The sequence below is a fragment of the Mucilaginibacter rivuli genome (assembly GCF_019391655.1).
In the GTDB taxonomy this organism is placed as follows: Bacteria; Bacteroidota; Bacteroidia; order Sphingobacteriales; family Sphingobacteriaceae; genus Mucilaginibacter; species Mucilaginibacter rivuli.
The window spans coordinates 581,339-597,755 of record NZ_JAHXPQ010000002.1 but is presented as its reverse complement, the minus strand read 5'-3'; the positions used below and the strand labels follow the sequence as shown (position 1 = coordinate 597,755).

Annotated in this window: 19 protein-coding genes; 4 read left to right on the top strand and 15 right to left on the bottom strand. The window is 43.1% G+C overall.

The window, feature by feature from the left end:
- Positions 1–2 precede the first annotated feature (2 nt).
- The gene (locus tag KXQ82_RS06375; protein WP_219487318.1) at positions 3–797 is read left to right on the top strand and encodes a hypothetical protein; all 795 of its coding nucleotides are present in this window, start codon (positions 3–5) and stop codon (positions 795–797) included.
- Positions 798–801: 4 nt separating this feature from the next.
- On the opposite strand, the gene KXQ82_RS06370 is transcribed toward KXQ82_RS06375, so the two are convergent.
- Positions 802–2,172, bottom strand: a complete 1,371-nt coding sequence (locus KXQ82_RS06370; protein WP_219487317.1) for a Fic family protein — start codon at positions 2,170–2,172, stop codon at positions 802–804.
- Positions 2,173–2,383: 211 nt separating this feature from the next.
- Between KXQ82_RS06370 and KXQ82_RS06365 the strand changes: the two genes are divergently transcribed.
- Positions 2,384–3,343 (top strand): Ppx/GppA phosphatase family protein, encoded by a 960-nt coding sequence (locus KXQ82_RS06365; protein WP_219487316.1) that lies wholly within the window; start codon positions 2,384–2,386, stop codon positions 3,341–3,343.
- Positions 3,344–3,350: 7 nt separating this feature from the next.
- Here KXQ82_RS06365 and KXQ82_RS19810 read toward each other — a convergent pair whose 3' ends face one another.
- From KXQ82_RS19810 to KXQ82_RS06335, 7 genes are all read right to left on the bottom strand, one after another.
- Positions 3,351–4,106, bottom strand: coding sequence for a carboxypeptidase-like regulatory domain-containing protein (locus tag KXQ82_RS19810; protein WP_255563484.1), 756 nt, complete (start codon positions 4,104–4,106; stop codon positions 3,351–3,353).
- A 62-nt stretch (positions 4,107–4,168) separates the two neighbouring features.
- Positions 4,169–4,750 carry a Maf family protein gene (locus KXQ82_RS06355; protein ID WP_255563483.1) on the bottom strand — a complete coding sequence of 194 codons (582 nt, stop codon included), beginning with the start codon at positions 4,748–4,750 and terminating at the stop codon, positions 4,169–4,171.
- Positions 4,751–4,841: 91 nt separating this feature from the next.
- A complete protein-coding gene (gene iscX, locus KXQ82_RS06350; RefSeq protein WP_219487315.1) occupies positions 4,842–5,084 on the bottom strand; it encodes a Fe-S cluster assembly protein IscX in 243 nt (80 codons plus the stop codon).
- A gap of 19 nt (positions 5,085–5,103) precedes the next feature.
- The gene (locus tag KXQ82_RS06345; protein WP_219487314.1) at positions 5,104–5,436 is read right to left on the bottom strand and encodes a 2Fe-2S iron-sulfur cluster-binding protein; all 333 of its coding nucleotides are present in this window, start codon (positions 5,434–5,436) and stop codon (positions 5,104–5,106) included.
- 20 nt (positions 5,437–5,456) lie between these two features.
- Complete coding sequence (locus tag KXQ82_RS06340) at positions 5,457–6,236, bottom strand: Rossmann-like and DUF2520 domain-containing protein (RefSeq protein WP_219487313.1); 780 nt, start codon at positions 6,234–6,236, stop codon at positions 5,457–5,459.
- 64 nt (positions 6,237–6,300) lie between these two features.
- The gene (locus KXQ82_RS19805; protein WP_255563482.1) at positions 6,301–6,435 is read right to left on the bottom strand and encodes a hypothetical protein; all 135 of its coding nucleotides are present in this window, start codon (positions 6,433–6,435) and stop codon (positions 6,301–6,303) included.
- Positions 6,436–7,038: 603 nt separating this feature from the next.
- Positions 7,039–7,665 carry an MgtC/SapB family protein gene (locus KXQ82_RS06335; protein WP_219487312.1) on the bottom strand — a complete coding sequence of 209 codons (627 nt, stop codon included), beginning with the start codon at positions 7,663–7,665 and terminating at the stop codon, positions 7,039–7,041.
- A 119-nt stretch (positions 7,666–7,784) separates the two neighbouring features.
- Between KXQ82_RS06335 and KXQ82_RS06330 the strand changes: the two genes are divergently transcribed.
- Positions 7,785–9,836, top strand: coding sequence for a M13 family metallopeptidase (locus KXQ82_RS06330; protein WP_219487311.1), 2,052 nt, complete (start codon positions 7,785–7,787; stop codon positions 9,834–9,836).
- Positions 9,837–9,936: 100 nt separating this feature from the next.
- Here KXQ82_RS06330 and KXQ82_RS06325 read toward each other — a convergent pair whose 3' ends face one another.
- Positions 9,937–10,620, bottom strand: a complete 684-nt coding sequence (locus tag KXQ82_RS06325; RefSeq protein WP_219487310.1) for a lipid-binding SYLF domain-containing protein — start codon at positions 10,618–10,620, stop codon at positions 9,937–9,939.
- An 84-nt stretch (positions 10,621–10,704) separates the two neighbouring features.
- Complete coding sequence (locus KXQ82_RS06320; protein ID WP_219487309.1) at positions 10,705–11,088, bottom strand: SRPBCC domain-containing protein; 384 nt, start codon at positions 11,086–11,088, stop codon at positions 10,705–10,707.
- Between the two features lie 195 nt (positions 11,089–11,283).
- On the opposite strand from KXQ82_RS06320, the gene KXQ82_RS06315 reads away from it, so the two are divergent.
- Complete coding sequence (locus KXQ82_RS06315; RefSeq protein WP_219487308.1) at positions 11,284–12,879, top strand: PAS domain S-box protein; 1,596 nt, start codon at positions 11,284–11,286, stop codon at positions 12,877–12,879.
- Here KXQ82_RS06315 and KXQ82_RS06310 read toward each other — a convergent pair.
- From KXQ82_RS06310 to KXQ82_RS06290, 5 genes are all read right to left on the bottom strand, one after another.
- A complete protein-coding gene (locus KXQ82_RS06310; protein ID WP_219487307.1) occupies positions 12,876–13,214 on the bottom strand; it encodes an Rdx family protein in 339 nt (112 codons plus the stop codon). The genes KXQ82_RS06315 and KXQ82_RS06310 overlap by 4 nt on opposite strands.
- A gap of 32 nt (positions 13,215–13,246) precedes the next feature.
- Positions 13,247–13,705, bottom strand: coding sequence for a molybdenum cofactor biosynthesis protein MoaE (locus KXQ82_RS06305; protein ID WP_219487306.1), 459 nt, complete (start codon positions 13,703–13,705; stop codon positions 13,247–13,249).
- Complete coding sequence (locus KXQ82_RS06300; RefSeq protein ID WP_219487305.1) at positions 13,665–13,898, bottom strand: MoaD/ThiS family protein; 234 nt, start codon at positions 13,896–13,898, stop codon at positions 13,665–13,667. Before KXQ82_RS06300 ends, KXQ82_RS06305 begins: the two co-directional genes overlap by 41 nt.
- A gap of 246 nt (positions 13,899–14,144) precedes the next feature.
- A complete protein-coding gene (locus tag KXQ82_RS06295) occupies positions 14,145–15,098 on the bottom strand; it encodes a GTP 3',8-cyclase MoaA (RefSeq protein WP_219487304.1) in 954 nt (317 codons plus the stop codon).
- An 86-nt stretch (positions 15,099–15,184) separates the two neighbouring features.
- On the bottom strand, positions 15,185–16,363 hold the full coding sequence (locus KXQ82_RS06290) for a molybdopterin molybdotransferase MoeA (RefSeq protein WP_219487303.1): 1,179 nt from the start codon (positions 16,361–16,363) through the stop codon (positions 15,185–15,187).
- Between the last annotated feature and the right edge of the window lie 54 nt (positions 16,364–16,417).

Sequence of the window (16,417 nt, the reverse complement as noted above, 5' to 3'; positions counted from 1 at the left end):
GCATGTCGCCAAAATCAATTGCCTTTAATTTACTAATAACCTGCTGTTTAGCTACATTATGGGCATGTAACCATACCGATCAGCAAACAAGTAGTGTTGCTGCACCACCAACCGCTACAGTTGCAAAGCCTACGGTTATGGAACCTTTCAGGTATCATAAATTAATTGAGAGCTCGCCGGGAAAATATTTTGATGTATTAACATGGGGCCGCGGTAAAGATTCGATAGGTGGATACCTTATTCTTCACTCCGACTCTACAGGCAAAAAATACACCACCATTACCGGCGACCTGGAAGGCGCCATTACCGATGTTTTTAACACAGATATGAATATGGATGGTAACCCGGAAATACTCCTGCTATCAAAAGCAAAGGACACTACAGTTCACTTCAATATTTATGCTTACGAGTACCGTAACGGGAAAGGCAATAAGATCGATTTCCCTAAACTTGGGGGTAAATCAAAAACTATGTATCACGGTGGTGATGACTTCCATATAGAACAGGGCAACCTGGTGCGTGAGTTTCCGGCTTATGATGGGGAAGGAAAAAATGCAAAGCCTACAGGTAAAAAACGCATCCTTCAATATGGCATTCGCGATAACGAGTTTACAGTAAAAGATATTACTCCGATTGACAGTGCAGCTTTAAAACCTGCAGTAAAAGACACAGTAAAGAAAACATTGAGCGAATACACTAAAAAGGAGCCCAAAACTAAGCCGACAGAAACAAAATCAAAATCGCATAAAAAAGAAAAGCATACGGTAAAAAAGAAACACAAAAAACACCGTTCGTAACAGCTTACCCTATCCTATCCTGTATGTATTTCTTAATATCCCGGATCAGCGTTTTATTAATGGCGTTGATATCTTCGTCACTTAGCCTTTCGCTGTAAGCTTTTGTAATTTCCAATTCGTTATTATAATTTGATAACGAGTATTCGTAATCATCAAACTTGATGAACAAGGTACTGCGTACATCAAACTTGCGTTCTTCGGTTTTGAATTTCCTGAAGTGGATGTTAAACTCCATCCTCATCATTTTATTCTCGGGCCTTAAAACAGGCTTGATCATTTTTTCCGCCATCAGGTTGGTAAAATGAATATCCTTTATCTCAACATCATAAGGCTTCCTGGCAGTTTTAAGATATACCATATTTACCTTTTTATCGGTAGAATCAAAAAAATCCTCTATCAAAGCCGTTTTAGTAAGTACATGCTCCATTAAAGGTATTATAACCTGCACAACGGTATTACTTATCTCAAAACCGGTAGCTTTGAGCTTAGTGAGTGATTTACTTCGCAGGTCGCGCACAAACAAGGCAAGCTCTTTATCAACATCATCAATCTCTGTTTCAGCAGGATTATCCAGGTACAAATTCAAAGAGTTGATCATTGCTTCTGCAACATAATCAACAAATTTCTTATCCTGTTCTTCTCCCACATTAGTGGTGAGTGCATAATACGTTTGCCTGTCTTCCATTTTAATGATAACAGGCGGGTAATTATGGTGCATCAAAATAAAATTCATTATCATCCGCGCCATTTTTCCGGAGGTTTCGTCAAAAGCATTAATAGCAATTAATTTTTGATGGAACAACGATGCGATAACGAGTGGGTGAAGGCTATGGTGCTCACTGGTTTGGTAGTACCAATCCATAAGGCCCTGCATTTTAAGAGAGCTATCATTATTGTTTGAATAATGAAAACTATCGCCAGCCAATGCTTCGGCTACAGTTTGATCAAGGTCGGTAAGCAATACCCGGTTTAGTGCGAATAATTCGTTTTGTTTTACCAAACGGGTATTGCCCGATTCGGCAAGCACCATTTTATGCAGCACGTTAATATCTATTTCGGAAATAGGTTCGCCGCTTTTAACCAAAGTAATGAGGTAGTGCAAAGCATCATCATGCCCGCGCAGGTCTAAGTGATCCTGAAAAGGCTTTCCTTTGACAGTTACACCGGTGTTTAAAAACGTAAGGGTTTCATTGTAATTGAGGCGATTACCTTCAATCGCGTTAGAGTGATAGTTCCAGTCTAAACACAATTTATCAAGTATCCGTTTCTCTACATCGGGGGACAGAGGGCGGATATCATCGATCTGATTTCTTAAAATGTTAACTTCCTTGATTACGGGGTTTCGCGAAAGTTCTTCCTCAAAGTTTAAATTCATTAAATCTAAATTATATAAAATAAACTATAATTATAAACATACACCAGATATAGTTTTTAACAAAACAAAAAGCCTGTTGCTTTCTTATTAATCATGTTTTTTGCTTACAACATCTACACAGCGATAAATAATTTAGGATGCTGTGTTGTTAAAAAATTTCCATGTATTTTTCCGGTAAGTAAAAAGCATATTTTTTGTAATAAAACAACAAATGCAAATAAAGGAAGCCGATAGCAAAATTGCGGAACGCATAGCCGTTATGGACTTGGGCACCAATACGTTCCACTTATTGATAGCCGAAGTTAAGGATGGCAATATAACCGAAATTGTAAAGGACCATGAAGCCGTAAAATTAGGCGAAGGCGGTATTAGCAAAGGTTTTATACAACCCATACCCTACCAGCGCGGCATAAAAACCATGGAAAAATTTGGCCGGGAAATTACAGCGCATAATGTAGGTAAAGTTAAGGCCATAGCCACATCCATGTTGCGCAATGCCGCTAACGGGCGGGCTTTTATTGATGAAGTAAAAGCAACATCGGGCATACAGATCGAATTGATAGACGGCCAGCAGGAAGCGGCTTATATTTACCAGGGTGTTAAAGCATCGGGCTGCCTTTCGGTGGATACATCGCTGATAGTTGATATTGGCGGAGGTAGTGTAGAGTTTATTTTGTGCACCCAAAGCCAAATACTGTGGAAACAAAGTTTTGAAATAGGTGCAGTTAGGTTAATGGACCGCTTTCACCAAACCGACCCGATACCCCACCATGCTATTGAAGATCTGCACCAGTATTTGAACGATGTATTACAACCTTTATTTATCGCAACACAAAACATCACGATAGGTAAACTCATCGGTTCAGCCGGGGCATTTGAAACCTTTGCTGAAATAATAGAACTGCATAAAAGTACTGTTTTTGATGTAAAGCGGATTAAAAGTTACGATTTTGAATTGCGCGATTTTATAGATGCTACCAATACCATTATCAGATCGCACCATACAGAGCGTGCGGCCATGAAAGGCATTATTTCGCTCCGTGTTGATATGATCGTGGTGGCATCTCTTCTCACCCGCTTTGTGATGGAAAAATTAGAGATCCATACTGTGGGTATGTCAACCTATTCGTTAAAAGAGGGTGTGTTGGCCGGCTTGGTTGCTGACCAATAATCAGTCGTTATTTCATATTGGCTACAGTTTTAGCCTTCTTTCTAAAAAGCTTTCTTACAGGGCGGGTAACATTATAATAAACACGTTTTGCAAATGATGGCCGTATAATTGCCACTTCGCCTAGTAACGCGGCGTTCATTTTTAAGTTTAAATTATATTGCTGCGAGGGTTTGCTTACCTCAATACTGGTTTCAAGCCGCTGATAACCAATATAACTTACTAGCAAAGTGCAATTTGCAGACGCGGGTACATTTAAACTGTATTTGCCTTCGGCATTAGTTATGGTATTTATTTGTGTCCCCTTCACAGTAATTATAGCACCGGGAATACCTGTTGTATCGCTGCCCCCGGTTACCTTCCCGAATATCCTTTTATAAGCTGCAGATGTATCGGTGGCAGCGTAGGTTTCTTTTGCAGCAACTGGCATTTGCTCCAGCTTTGGTTTTGTTATTACTGGTTTAGCTTCGGCCTTTAACAGGGATATAAAGCCTATGATGGTTGCAGCTATGCTAAATTTACGCCATGAAAACGAAGACCAGTTTTTTGCCTGTCTGTTAAAATCATCAAGCTGTGCCTGTGTAATGTGGGCACAAATTTTTGTTGATGAAGCCATGAGGTCGAGTATCTGGGCATTGGTCAGCAGGCTAAAATCAACAACAGTTTTTTGGCAGCTGTTGCAGAATTTACCTTGTTTATTGGCCTGCATATTATGCCAGTTTTGGCTGCAAGGCTGCGGGATAGATAGGGTTGGTTTTGTTTTCATATGCTGTAGACGCAAACAGCATAGCAATTCCATAAAAAGCGATGAAATAATTTTTCGAAATTCTATCCTAACTTAATCAAAGCCTGGTATAATTTCTCTGTAGGCAAGCCCACCACATTGGTGTACGAACCATCAATACGCACTATTCCGGTAAGGCCTATCCACTCCTGGATACCGTATGAGCCGGCTTTATCCATGGGTTGGTATTTTTCAACGTAAAACCGTATCTCATCATCACTCAGCGTGCGGAACAGCACATCCGATACATCGTAAAATAAATTGTATTGGCCTTTATATAAGATGCAAACCCCGGTTATTACCTGGTGCTTTTGGCCGGATAGGGTTTGCAGCATAGCTACGGCATGCTCCGGGCTTTCGGGTTTACCGAGTATCTGGTTGCCTATGCTAACAATGGTATCAGCAGTAATTACAGCCTCATTATCTACCATCTCATCAAAGGCATAGCATTTCTTTTCGGCAATATGCAGGGCTATTTCGGTAGGTGTTAAACCTTCGGGATACGATTCATCAACATCCTTTAATACTACCCTGAAATTGATATTCATCAGCTTCATCAACTCCTGCCTGCGCGGGGATTTTGATGCGAGGATTATTGAAGGGATGTTCATTAGTTCATTAGCCATTGGTTCATTGGTACTTTAGCTTGCTGATCTGTCACCGGCCTATTAAATTGATATAACAAATCAACTAATGAACCAGTGAACAAATGAACCGCTACTGGTTATCTCTCCACTCGTACACCCACGCCGATTGTATTTGCTCCAGGTGGCCTTCGCTGCTTTCTTCGCGGGTGCCGGCAAAGTTAGGCAGACTTAGTATCCACTCCAGCAGGTCGGTAAAGCGGATGCGGTATATTTTCGATTCATCAAAATCATCGCCAAATTTTTCGTAAAGACCCATGGCTATGTCTTCATGGTCGGCCCAATGTATAGGGAGTTCAAATATTTTGCTTGTCATTTTTGCTTGTTATAATAGGTTAGTGTCCCATAAAGTGCGACTGGTCGGGGATAGTTACTTCAATATCGCCATCAATAATTACACACTGGCAACCCAGGCGCGAGTTTATTTTAGGGCTGATGGCACGATCAATAAAGTCTTCCTCTTTATCCGATATTTCCTGTATGTTGTCCATGCCTTTGGTTACATAAACCTGGCAGGTACTGCAACCACATACGCCACCGCAATTATGTTGCAGGTCTATTCCGTTTTCGAGGCAAACATCCAAAACCGATTCGCCCTCGGCAATTTGCAGCTCCAGCGATTCATGATCGGCTTCCTCAAAATTTATTTTAATACTAAAAACGTTCATTGGGTGCAAAAGTAACAAAATTACCTATCGGCGTTATAGACTTTGTCCAATTTGATAATACTTTGACTAAGCTCCGTGTAAACCTGCTTTAAAGCATCATCATTTAGCAAAGCCAAATGTGCCTGCATTGTTTTTTCGTCGCCCCTAACCGCCGGGCCGGTTTGCACTTCGGCAGGGAAATTATGCTGTACCTTTTGCGCTGTTTCCAGGATGAGCGGGCGCAGCAGGTTAAAATCAAGCTGGTGCTTTGCCAATAAACCCTGTGCAACGGCATATAGGTTATTTGGAAAATTACAAGCAAAAACCGCTGCCAGGTGCAATATTTTACGTTGTGCGGTATCTACATCGTATACGTTTAAGCTTAACATGTGCGCCAATACTTTAAGGCTGGCAATAGTTACTTCATCAGTTCCTTCAACGCATAAGGGCACCTTTCTAAAATCAACCTCGCGCTGTTTGCTGAAGGTTTGCAGTGGATAAATAACACCCGATCGCTTATTATATTGACTGATGGCCTGCAAAGATGTAGCGCCCGATGTATGAACGATCAGTTTTTGATGTACGGCCAATTGCTTGGCTATCTGCTCAATAACGTCATCTTTAACCGATATGATGAATAGGTCTGTTTCGGTATCAATATTATCAAGATCGCTGATTGCCGATGCACCTAAATGATAAGCCAGCAGATCGGCGTTGTGTTGGGTAGGGCTATATACCTGTACAATATGGTGGCCTGCATTTTTTAATGCCGCCCCAAAGTGTGTTGCTACATTGCCCGATCCGATAAGCGTGGTACGCATGTTTCTAGAAAATAGGTATGCGAAGTTATTAAAATGACCGTTATTGCGAGCAGTAGAATAAGAACTATTTTAATTTGTTAATGAGATAGTTAAAAAAGCAGGTATTCCTCCACCATGTCATGGCGAGCGACAGCGTGGCCATCACTGAGAAAGGCCTCGAACTATTACGGCTACGATTAGGCTTTATCTGGTCGCTCATAGCCGCGACGGGCTTAGTTACTTTTGGCCGAAGTTTTTTTTCTGACGGGGAAGAAGAATATTTCCACCACGTCTTTGCGAGGCACGAAGCAATCCTAAACTATGCTTCGCGAACTATTACGGCTCCGACAAGCTTCATCTGGTCGCTCATAGCCGCGACGGGCCTAGTTACTTTTGGCTTGACCCAAAAGTAACCAAAAGGTCAAGTCAGCAAAGAGGCTTCCTTGCCGCACATGCCCTGCCGCACAAAGCGGAGAAAACCTGGGCTGCAACCTTTTGCCCTGCTCCGCTCGCTCATGGCCTGCCCTGCTGCAAAAATTGCTATGCCCTGCTGCCGCTCTTGGCCACCATTGTTTTCTCCGCTTTTGGCCGAAGCTTTTTTGCTGACGGGGAAAAGAATAAATCCTCCTATCCTCCAACTGGCACTTTACTGGTCGAAGTTTCCAACTTCGTCCTACATTACAGCAAGCATTCTGCTTGCGAGATACAAATAGGTATCGCACCCTTAAGCTGATAGCTTAACACATTTTAGGACGAAGTTGAAAACTTCGACCAGTATCGGATTTCCCTCAGCCAATCATTCTCACATTGCATACTAAAATCATCACCACCTAAACGAATACACTTTCTCCTCACCCTTCAACCAATCATTAAAAACATCCAGTTCGATTTCCTTTCCGGTGATGTCGAACTCGAAAGTTGTTTGGTGGTCTTGCCGGGTTTCTTTGAAGTAGTGGGTTTTTAGTTTCAGGGTGGCTATGTGGGCCTTAAAGTTTGTTGCATCGCAATCGCCTTTGTAGGTTACGGTATAATCGCGGTGCTGGAATTTGGTATCGATGAGGTTTTGTATGAATTGCAAAGCATACAGGATGAAGAGCGAGATGCCCAATCCCAGTAAAGCCAGCATATACTCGCCTATCCCGATAAGCATACCCAGCGCTGCCGCTATCCAGATGGTTGCTGCCGTGGTAATACCCGATACCGATGCGCCGTTACGAAAGATGACGCCTGCGCCTAAAAAACCTACACCGGTAATGATGTTGGCGGCTATACGGTCGCGGTTATCAGTAAGACCCAACTTGTAGGAGCAAATGGTAAATATAGTAGCGCCAACGCATATCAGTGCAAGTGTGCGGAAGCCGGCCGGCTTGCGCCGAATTTCACGCTCAAGGCCAACCAGGCAGCCAATTATTGCAGATAGTGCTATTTTAAGTATCTCGTCGGTATACATTACTTATATCATATTCACAATTATAGTTAAAAGTAAGGATGTAATTGTATTAGGCTGCAATCCTCAACTAAATACTTTGAATTAAAATATTAAATTTGGCTAACGTAAACTGATTTTTAATGAAACAACCCAACCTTAAACTCCTTTATTTAGGTGTAACGGCGCTTGCTGTGTTCAGCACATCGGCCGTGTTGGCGCAAAGCCACCCTAAAAACGACCCGATCTATCAAAATCTTGATAAATCTGTAAAACCCGGTACCGATTTTTTTATGTATGCCAATGGCACCTGGTTAAAAAATAACCCTATCCCTCCTGCCTACTCAAGCTGGGGTATTGGTAATGTGGTGGGCGAAGATATTCGCGACAGGTTGAAAAAGATCAACGAAAGTGCCATAAAAGCTAATGCGCCAAAAGGTAGCAGCACACAAAAAATAGGCGATTTTTATTACTCAGGTTTAGATAGCGTAACCATTGAAAAACTGGGCATTAACGCCCTGAGCGAACCTATGGGGCGTATTGATAAGATAAGCACGGTGCAGGATATACTGGATGTTACCGCCTACTTTAACACCATTGGGGTACGCACCTTTGCCGGGGCACGTGCCGGGCAGGATGATAAGAACAGCGCTAAAATGATACTGCAAACCGGGCAAGGCGGCCTGGGCCTGCCTAACCGCGAGTATTACTTTAAAACCGATGCGCGCACGGTTAAAATACGTACCGATTATACCACTAAATACGTGCCTGCCATGCTCAAACTTTCCGGCCTGAGCGATGCCCAGGCTGATGCAGCGGCCAAAAGTGTTTTCGCGATAGAGAAAGCATTAGCCGATAGCAGTCGTAAATTAGAAGAACTGCGCGATCCGTATCGCAATTACAACAAAATGTCGGTAGCACAGTTTAACAAACTAACGCCTGCTATTAATTGGAATACCTTTTTTGGTAAGATGGGCATCATTGGCGCCGATAGTATTATTATTGGCCAGCCTGAGTTTTTCAGAGGGGTTAATAAATACCTTACTGCATTTTCGGTTGCTGACTGGAAGGCTTACCTGCGCTGGAAACTTATCTCATCATACGCCCCTTATTTGAATGATGCCATTGTTACCGAGAACTTCCGATTTACAGGTACCGTTTTGCAGGGCCGCAAAACCCAACTACCACGCTGGAAAAGCGTTTTAGATACCGAGAACGGTATTATGGGCGAGTTGTTGGGTCAGCTATTTGTTAAAGAATATTTTCCGCTAAAAGCTAAAATGCGATATGCCCACCTGGTTGAAGCCATCAGGCAATCATATCGTGAGCATATTGCCAAACTGACCTGGATGAGCCCCGAAACAAAGAAAAAGGCCCTGGTAAAATTAAATGCCATACACCCTAAAGTTGGTTACCCTGATAAATGGAAAGATTTTTCGACCCTGCAGGTTAGTCGCGAATCATACGCGGCAAACGTAATGCAGGCACGCAAATGGGCATACCAAAATAACATTAACAAATTGGGTAAGCCTATTGATCATACAGAGTGGAACATGACGCCGCAAACCTATAATGCTAACTACTCGCCGTCAAACAACGAGATCACATTACCCGCGGCACAGTTTATTATTCCGGGTATTATGGATGCCGATATTGATGATGCCGTTGTTTACGGTTATTCTGCAGCATCAACCATCGGGCACGAAATTACCCACGGCTTTGATGATGAAGGCCGCCAATATGATGCTAAAGGCAACCTGAAAAGCTGGTGGACAAAAGCCGACTCGGTAAACTTTACCAAACGCGCGCAAATGCTAGCCGACCAGTTTAGCAGCTACGTAGTTTTAGATAGCCTGCATGTTAACGGCCAGGCTACCCTGGGCGAAAACATTGCCGACCTTGGCGGGATAGTGTTAGGTTTAGATGCCTTTAAAAAGACAAAACAATACAAAGAAGGCAAAACCATAAATGGCTTAAAACCGATACAACGTTTCTTTTTAGGTTATGCAATTGGTTGGTTAGGGCAACGCCGCGATGAAGCTTTAGCGCAACAGATAAATACAGATGTACACGCTCCCGGCTTTTTACGTGTAAACGGACCATTTAGCGACGTGCCTGAGTTTTATGCCGCTTTCGGCGTTAAAAAAGGAGACCCGATGTGGTTAGCACCCGAAAAGCGGGTGAAGATATGGTAGCTTTTTTTAATGTGCAGATGTGAGAATTTGCAGATGTGTAAATGATTAAATAAAAATGCCCTGACTTTCGTCAGGGCATTTTTTGTTGTGTATTAAATGCTTATTTATACAATGCGCTCAAAGCCGCTTTTAGATCTGTTACCGATGCTGATGTTGTTTTTGATGAGATGAATATCTCTTTAGCTGAATTATCATTATCGTAAAAAGCTTTGTTAGCTTTCTCATCAACACTTAGTGAAGCGCCGTTTAAGCTGATGCCTGCAAACAGGCCACGACTGCGCGAGTATGAGTAAACTTCGGCCTCCAATTTATAATCGGTATTGGCAGTTGAGCTGCGCCCTACCGGGCCTGCCGCTACTGATATATCGCCGCCAAGGGTAAAGCTGCCTTTGCCAATGTTATTAAGTGTTGCCCGTTTTTTGAATATCAGCACAAGATCAACAGATTGTACACCTGCCTGTAAACCAAAGCTGCCGCCGGTAAGGGTTACAAAAGCCGGATTACTCCATTTACCATCGGCATCTTTTACCATGGCTACGCCTTTACCGCGCTTACCGCCAACCACCAGGCCGGCGTTTATCATTTTAGGGATGATGATTATACCTTGCGTAACCTCCAATAATTGTTGTGGGATACTTTCCTGCATTTTGCCAAAGTCGCGCACTACGGCCGTTGCATCCTGTACTTTATCGGTTTGTTTATCTTGCACGGTTGCCGAGCTGAACAGCATTACCGCCGCGGTTAGTACAGCCGTAACAGGCTTGAATAATTTTATAGTTTCCATATCAGTAGATCTTTTTGTAAACAATATATTGATCTGCTAACAGGCGAATAGCGGTTTTGTGTTTGTTACCGGGAAAACAAATATTTAAAGGCCATCAAAAAAATCAATTATCGAACCAAAGTAAGCGGTATCCCAACCTTCGGCAATATCGTTAAAATCGCCATCGGGTATATTGGTATGCCTTAACTCGGCCGATGTGCCGTGCTTATCGGGGTGCAGTATGATGGTAACGATAGATTCTTCAACCTGGTCGCCAAAATACCATTGTTGAACAACTTTTTTATCCTCAACAAACTCAATGTTCTTCCCTACAATGCTGCCATCCCAAAGTGAAAACTCAGAGCCGGGCTCGGTACTCATCTGTACGTCTTCGCCTGTCCATATTTGTATGCTTATGGGGTTAACTATGGCCTGGTAAACTTCGGCCGGCGTTGCCGGAATTATGTAATATTTTTTGAGGCTTTGCATATATTTACTTCAACAATTTAAAAACCAAATGTAAGGCTATTAGCGTAATTATGCCCGGAGCTGATAAAAAACTTTAACTAAAAATATTAATAATACGCGAAATTATTTGTTTTTTTACTTAAAATTAGATGGAGTGGCATTGCATTAAAACAATGTTGCCATTTGATAATCAAATATCTACCTGATATAATTTAAATGAAAAAGCTTAGCCCCTTATACATAGCTGCTATATATATCATAGTAAGTTTGCTGTGGATATTAATTAGCGACCGCTTTGTATTCATTTTTGAACACAAGGTTGATAAACATACCTTTTTCCTCATTAATAGCATTAAGGGCGTTGTATTCGTTATTGTATCGGGTATCTTGATTTATATCCTCACGCTGTACAGTAACCGACAAATCATCAAAAATGGTTTTGAATACCGTACCATGTACGAGAGCAACCCCAACCCCATGTGGATATATGAACTGGATAGCCTTAAATTTATATCGGTAAATAACGCGGCCATAGAGTTTTATGGTTATAGCCGCGATGAATTTTTAAAAATGACCATCAGGGATATACGCCCAACCGAAGATGTTGCAAAAGTAGAAAGCGCGGCTAAAAACGTTAACATGTTCAATAAATCGGGTATATGGCGGCACTTGAAAAAAGATGGCTCGTTAATTTATGTCGATATATCATCAAACAAAATAAGAATTTGGGGCGAATATGCCGTTATGGTACTTTCGCGCGATTGTACAGATGCTATAGAACATGAGACACAACTATCTCAAATAAACCAAAGCCTTGAACAAGAGAAAAGGCGTTTGAGCGACATACAGCAGCTAAGCAAAATTGCCGGTTGGGAACTTTATATGGAAGATAACACCCTAAAGCTTTCTGACGAGATGTATGCTATTTTTAATGCTGACCCAAAAGCGGTTGTTGCCGATTATGAGTTATTGTTAAAGATCATCCACACTGCCGACCTTGACCGGTTTTTGAATGCGATAAAAACAACCATTAAAGACGGCACCGATTTTGACATTATACACCGCCTGTACCTGCGCAGCGAAGTAAAATATGTGCGCCAGTTAGGCAAACTGGAATACCAGGATGGCAAGCCTTTTAAGATACGCGGCACCATGCAGGATATTACCGAACTGAAACAGATAGAAACGGAGCGTAACAAAATAAGCGACGAGAACAAGCGCCTCGGCACCATAGTTACCCGGATAAACAATATGGTGGTGATATTGAATACCGAAAGCCGTATTACCTGGGTAAACAAAGCGTTTGAGAATTTTACAGGTTATACGCTGAACGAAGTTGCCGGAAAAAAACCATCGCAGTTTATGTGGGGGCCCGATACCAACCCTAATGATATTGACTTTGTTGATAATGCCGAGCGTAACCGCGAAGTGTTTTCGGTTGACCTGATCAACTATACCAAAACCGGCCAAAAGTACTGGGTAAATATTGAGTTTACGCCATTGTTTGATGACGACAATACCTTTATAGGCTACATTGCCATACAGAACGACATTACCATCCGAAAAGAAAAAGAAGACGAGATACTGAAACAAAATACTATTCTGCGCGATGTTGCCTGGCTAAGCTCGCATGAGTTGAGGCGGCCCGTAGCGTCTATTCTTGGCTTAATGCAACTGATAAAAGATGCTGAAAATGAGGGTGAAAAAGAACAGTATGTTGATTTTCTGGACCAATGCACCGTTCAGTTGGATGATATTATCCACAACATTAACCGCACCATTGAAACCGAGACCAGTATCCGGAATAACTAATCGGTCTTTTTATCCGAATGGCCCAGGCTTTTATCCGGAGCTACCACATCGCGCACCAATTGCTTTAATTCTTTGATCTCGGGAAAACGCCCTTCCCTCTTCCGGTCAAACAAGTCCACATTATCTATCCTGATGGTATACCTGCCGCTTACTTCGCTGGGCTGCAATAGCACGCCATGCACATCATCGCTAAAAGTACTCAGCAGCTCCTGCGCCATGTACGCCGCACGCAGCATCCAGTTACATTTGGGGCAGTATTCTATGGTGATCGTGGGTTTGCCCCCTGATCCCCTAAAGGGCGAATTTGAATTAATATTTTGAGGTTTGTCTTCCATACTTTTTGCTCCCCCTTTAGGGGGCTGGGGGGCTAACAATGGCAATTACTGCCCCACTTCTTCGTACCGTCGCTAAAGTACTCGCATTTCCAGATGGGGGCCTCGTGCTTGATACGGTCGATAATGTATTGATTAGCCGCGTAAGCCTCGCCACGGTGTGCCGATGCGGTTATTACGATGACAGCGGTTTCGCCAACGGTAACCTTACCTGTGCGGTGTTGCGCTACAGCAATATTTAGCGGCCATTTTTGGTTGGCATCGGCAATAATGGCCTTTATCATTTTGGTAGCCATGCTTTCGTGCGCCTCGTACTCGAGGTAATCAACAGCCATACCTTCGTTGTGATTACGCACTTCGCCGCTAAACAGCACTACCGCCCCTGCCTTAGGGTGATGCGCCGCGGCAAGTAAGCCCACCACATCAAGTGGCCCTGCCGATATTTCGCTTAGCTCAGCCACCGCTGCTTGGTGGGAATATGCAGATCGTATCATTCTTTGTTATTGTAAAATCATGGTCAACAAACTCATCGTGCACAGCAAAGCGGCATAATTGTAATATACCCTGCGCCGATGCGTTTAAACACGACAGGTGGCTTTGCAGCGATGCGATATCTGTAATATCATCGCCCAGCTCAAACTCCTTATCAAAGTATTCCTTTAAAACCGCGAACACCTGTATCTTCATTTTGGTTATTAGTTGTTAGTTATAAAGTTATTGCTATCCGGCAATTAACTCTCTTCATTCTATTTCTTGTCTAAGAGATATTTTATACGTCCGTACATCTTCCCGCTAAGGTTAGCCATTCTCCAAACTGTATATTGCATAAGGCGATAAAGCATCCAACGATCGCCACGTTTTATTTTATAATCAGATTTTAATCCCCAATTCATTTCAATCTTGATTCTTGCATCTTAACTCTTGATTCTCTTCCTATCCTCCAATATGCAACATGCTCATTTCGCTGCCTGTAAACTGCATATCTTGTTTTTGTGCCATGGCCATTTGCAGCTTTTGCTGTAGTTGGGCATCAGTTTCATCGCCGCTTAACGCGATGGCTTTATTGGTGCTCAGGCAGCCATAAATATTACCTTCGGCATCCAGCCTGAGGCGGTTACAATCCATACAAAACGGCTCGGTATCATTGGCTATAATGCCAAATACATGCCCTTCGTCAGTTTGCCAGTAATTGGCTGTTGATGATGTTTTGCGCTCCAAACGGTTAAAGCTGTAACGGGTAGCAATAATATCCAGTATCTCATCCTGAGATAGTTTATAATCATTGGCATGGCCAAATAAATGCCCCATTGCCATTACTTCCAGAAAACGGATCCTGATGTTATGCTTAAAAGCATATTCCAGCAAAGGCAAAACCTGGTCATCATTTTTACCCTTCATCATTACAGCGTTCAGTTTAATATCCAGACCACAAGCTAAAGCGGTTTCAATCCCTTTCAGGGTGCGCTGTAACTGTTTACGGCGCGTCATCGCGAAAAACGAATCGCTGTCCATGGCATCGAGCGAAACGTTGATATACTGCAAGCCTGCATCCTTTAAAGCCGGCGCAAGCCTATCCAGCAGAAAAGCGTTCGAGGTCATTTTAATGTCTTCGATACCCATTGCCCTTACTCCCGCTATTACCTCGGGCAGCTCACGGTATAAGAGCGGCTCGCCGCCTGTAAAACGGATGGTTTTCAGATCAAGCTGCTCATGCAGTTTGCGGATGTGGCGCAGGAATACTGCGGCAGGCGTTTGAGGTTTACGATCTGTCGTGATCTCTTCCTCGGTACCCATTGTGCAATACACGCAGCCCAAATTACAGGTACTCAATAAGCTTACCCGTAAAGTTTTAAAATCGCGACCGTATTTATCCTGCAGATCCATCATCAAACATCAAATATACAATGTAATTTTTTAATGTACTGATGAGCAAATGTGCAAATATGCAAATGACTACACATAAACATGATTTGTTACAATGAGATGAACATTACCTTATTCCCGGCAATCAGGTCGCCTGCATCTGCGGGATGCACCGCCAAGGCATCGGCAACTAAGGCCGATTTAATATCGCCCGAACTATTGAACGCTATGGACAATAAGCCATCATTAGATACCCTGGCGGGAAAAAACTCATCTAAGTTCACTTTTTTGGCTTTCGCCGATAATAATGGCAATTGCGATAGCGCGGGTTTGGGCAGGCCAAAGCAAGCTATTAAATAGGTTTCGATAAAGAGCTTAAAGGTAACATGGCAACTGAAGGGGTTTCCCGGCAAGGCAAACACCAAACCACCGTTGGGCATTTGCCCGCACCAAATGGGTTTTCCGGGCCGTATAGCTACTTTATGGAATAGTTTTTTAACACCAATGCTTTCCAGCACTTCGGGCAAATAATCCGCGTCCCCTGCTGATACGCCGCCGCAGGTGATGATCATATCGCAGTTTAAGGCTTTGGTTAAATGTTGTTTTAATTGTTCCTGATCGTCAGCAATATGTTGATAAACGGCGGGCTTTATCAGCCACTTCCTGAGCAGGCTTTTCAGCAGATATTGATTGCTGTTACGTATCTGGCTGACCAACACAGGCATACCCGGCTCTACCACTTCGTCTCCTGTAGTAAACAGGGCCACTTTGGGCAGGCTTTTTACCATCAGTTTTACTTTACCTAATGATGCCAGCAGGCTGATTACCGAAGGGTTACAAACCATGCCCTTTTGCAGGATCACATCACCCTCATGCATGTCTTCCCCCTTTCGGGCGATATTTTGGAAAGGTTTAACGGTTTCGATATTGAATGTTACGGTATCATCTGTTTGCACCGCGTCCTCGCGCCGGATAACAACATCGGCCGATAAAGGCACAGGGGCGCCCGTCATAATTTTATAACAGGTACCGGCTGTTAACTCAGCAGCGGCAACCTGACCCGCATATACCACCTGCTGTATTTTAAAGCCCCGTACGCCACTTTCCCAATCCCGCAAGGCAATCGCATAGCCATCCATCGTAGCGCGGTTAAACGGCGGATAATCACGATCTGCAGGCACGCCTTCGGCCAGCACCCTGCCGTCTGCATCCTCCAAAGCAATTTCTTCTTGTCCGAAAGAACGGGCAAGCGATGTAATGATGTTTTGAGCTTCTGTGTATTTTAACATGAACCATTATTATAAAAATCACGTCATTGCGAGCGAGAGCGAAGCAATCCTAAA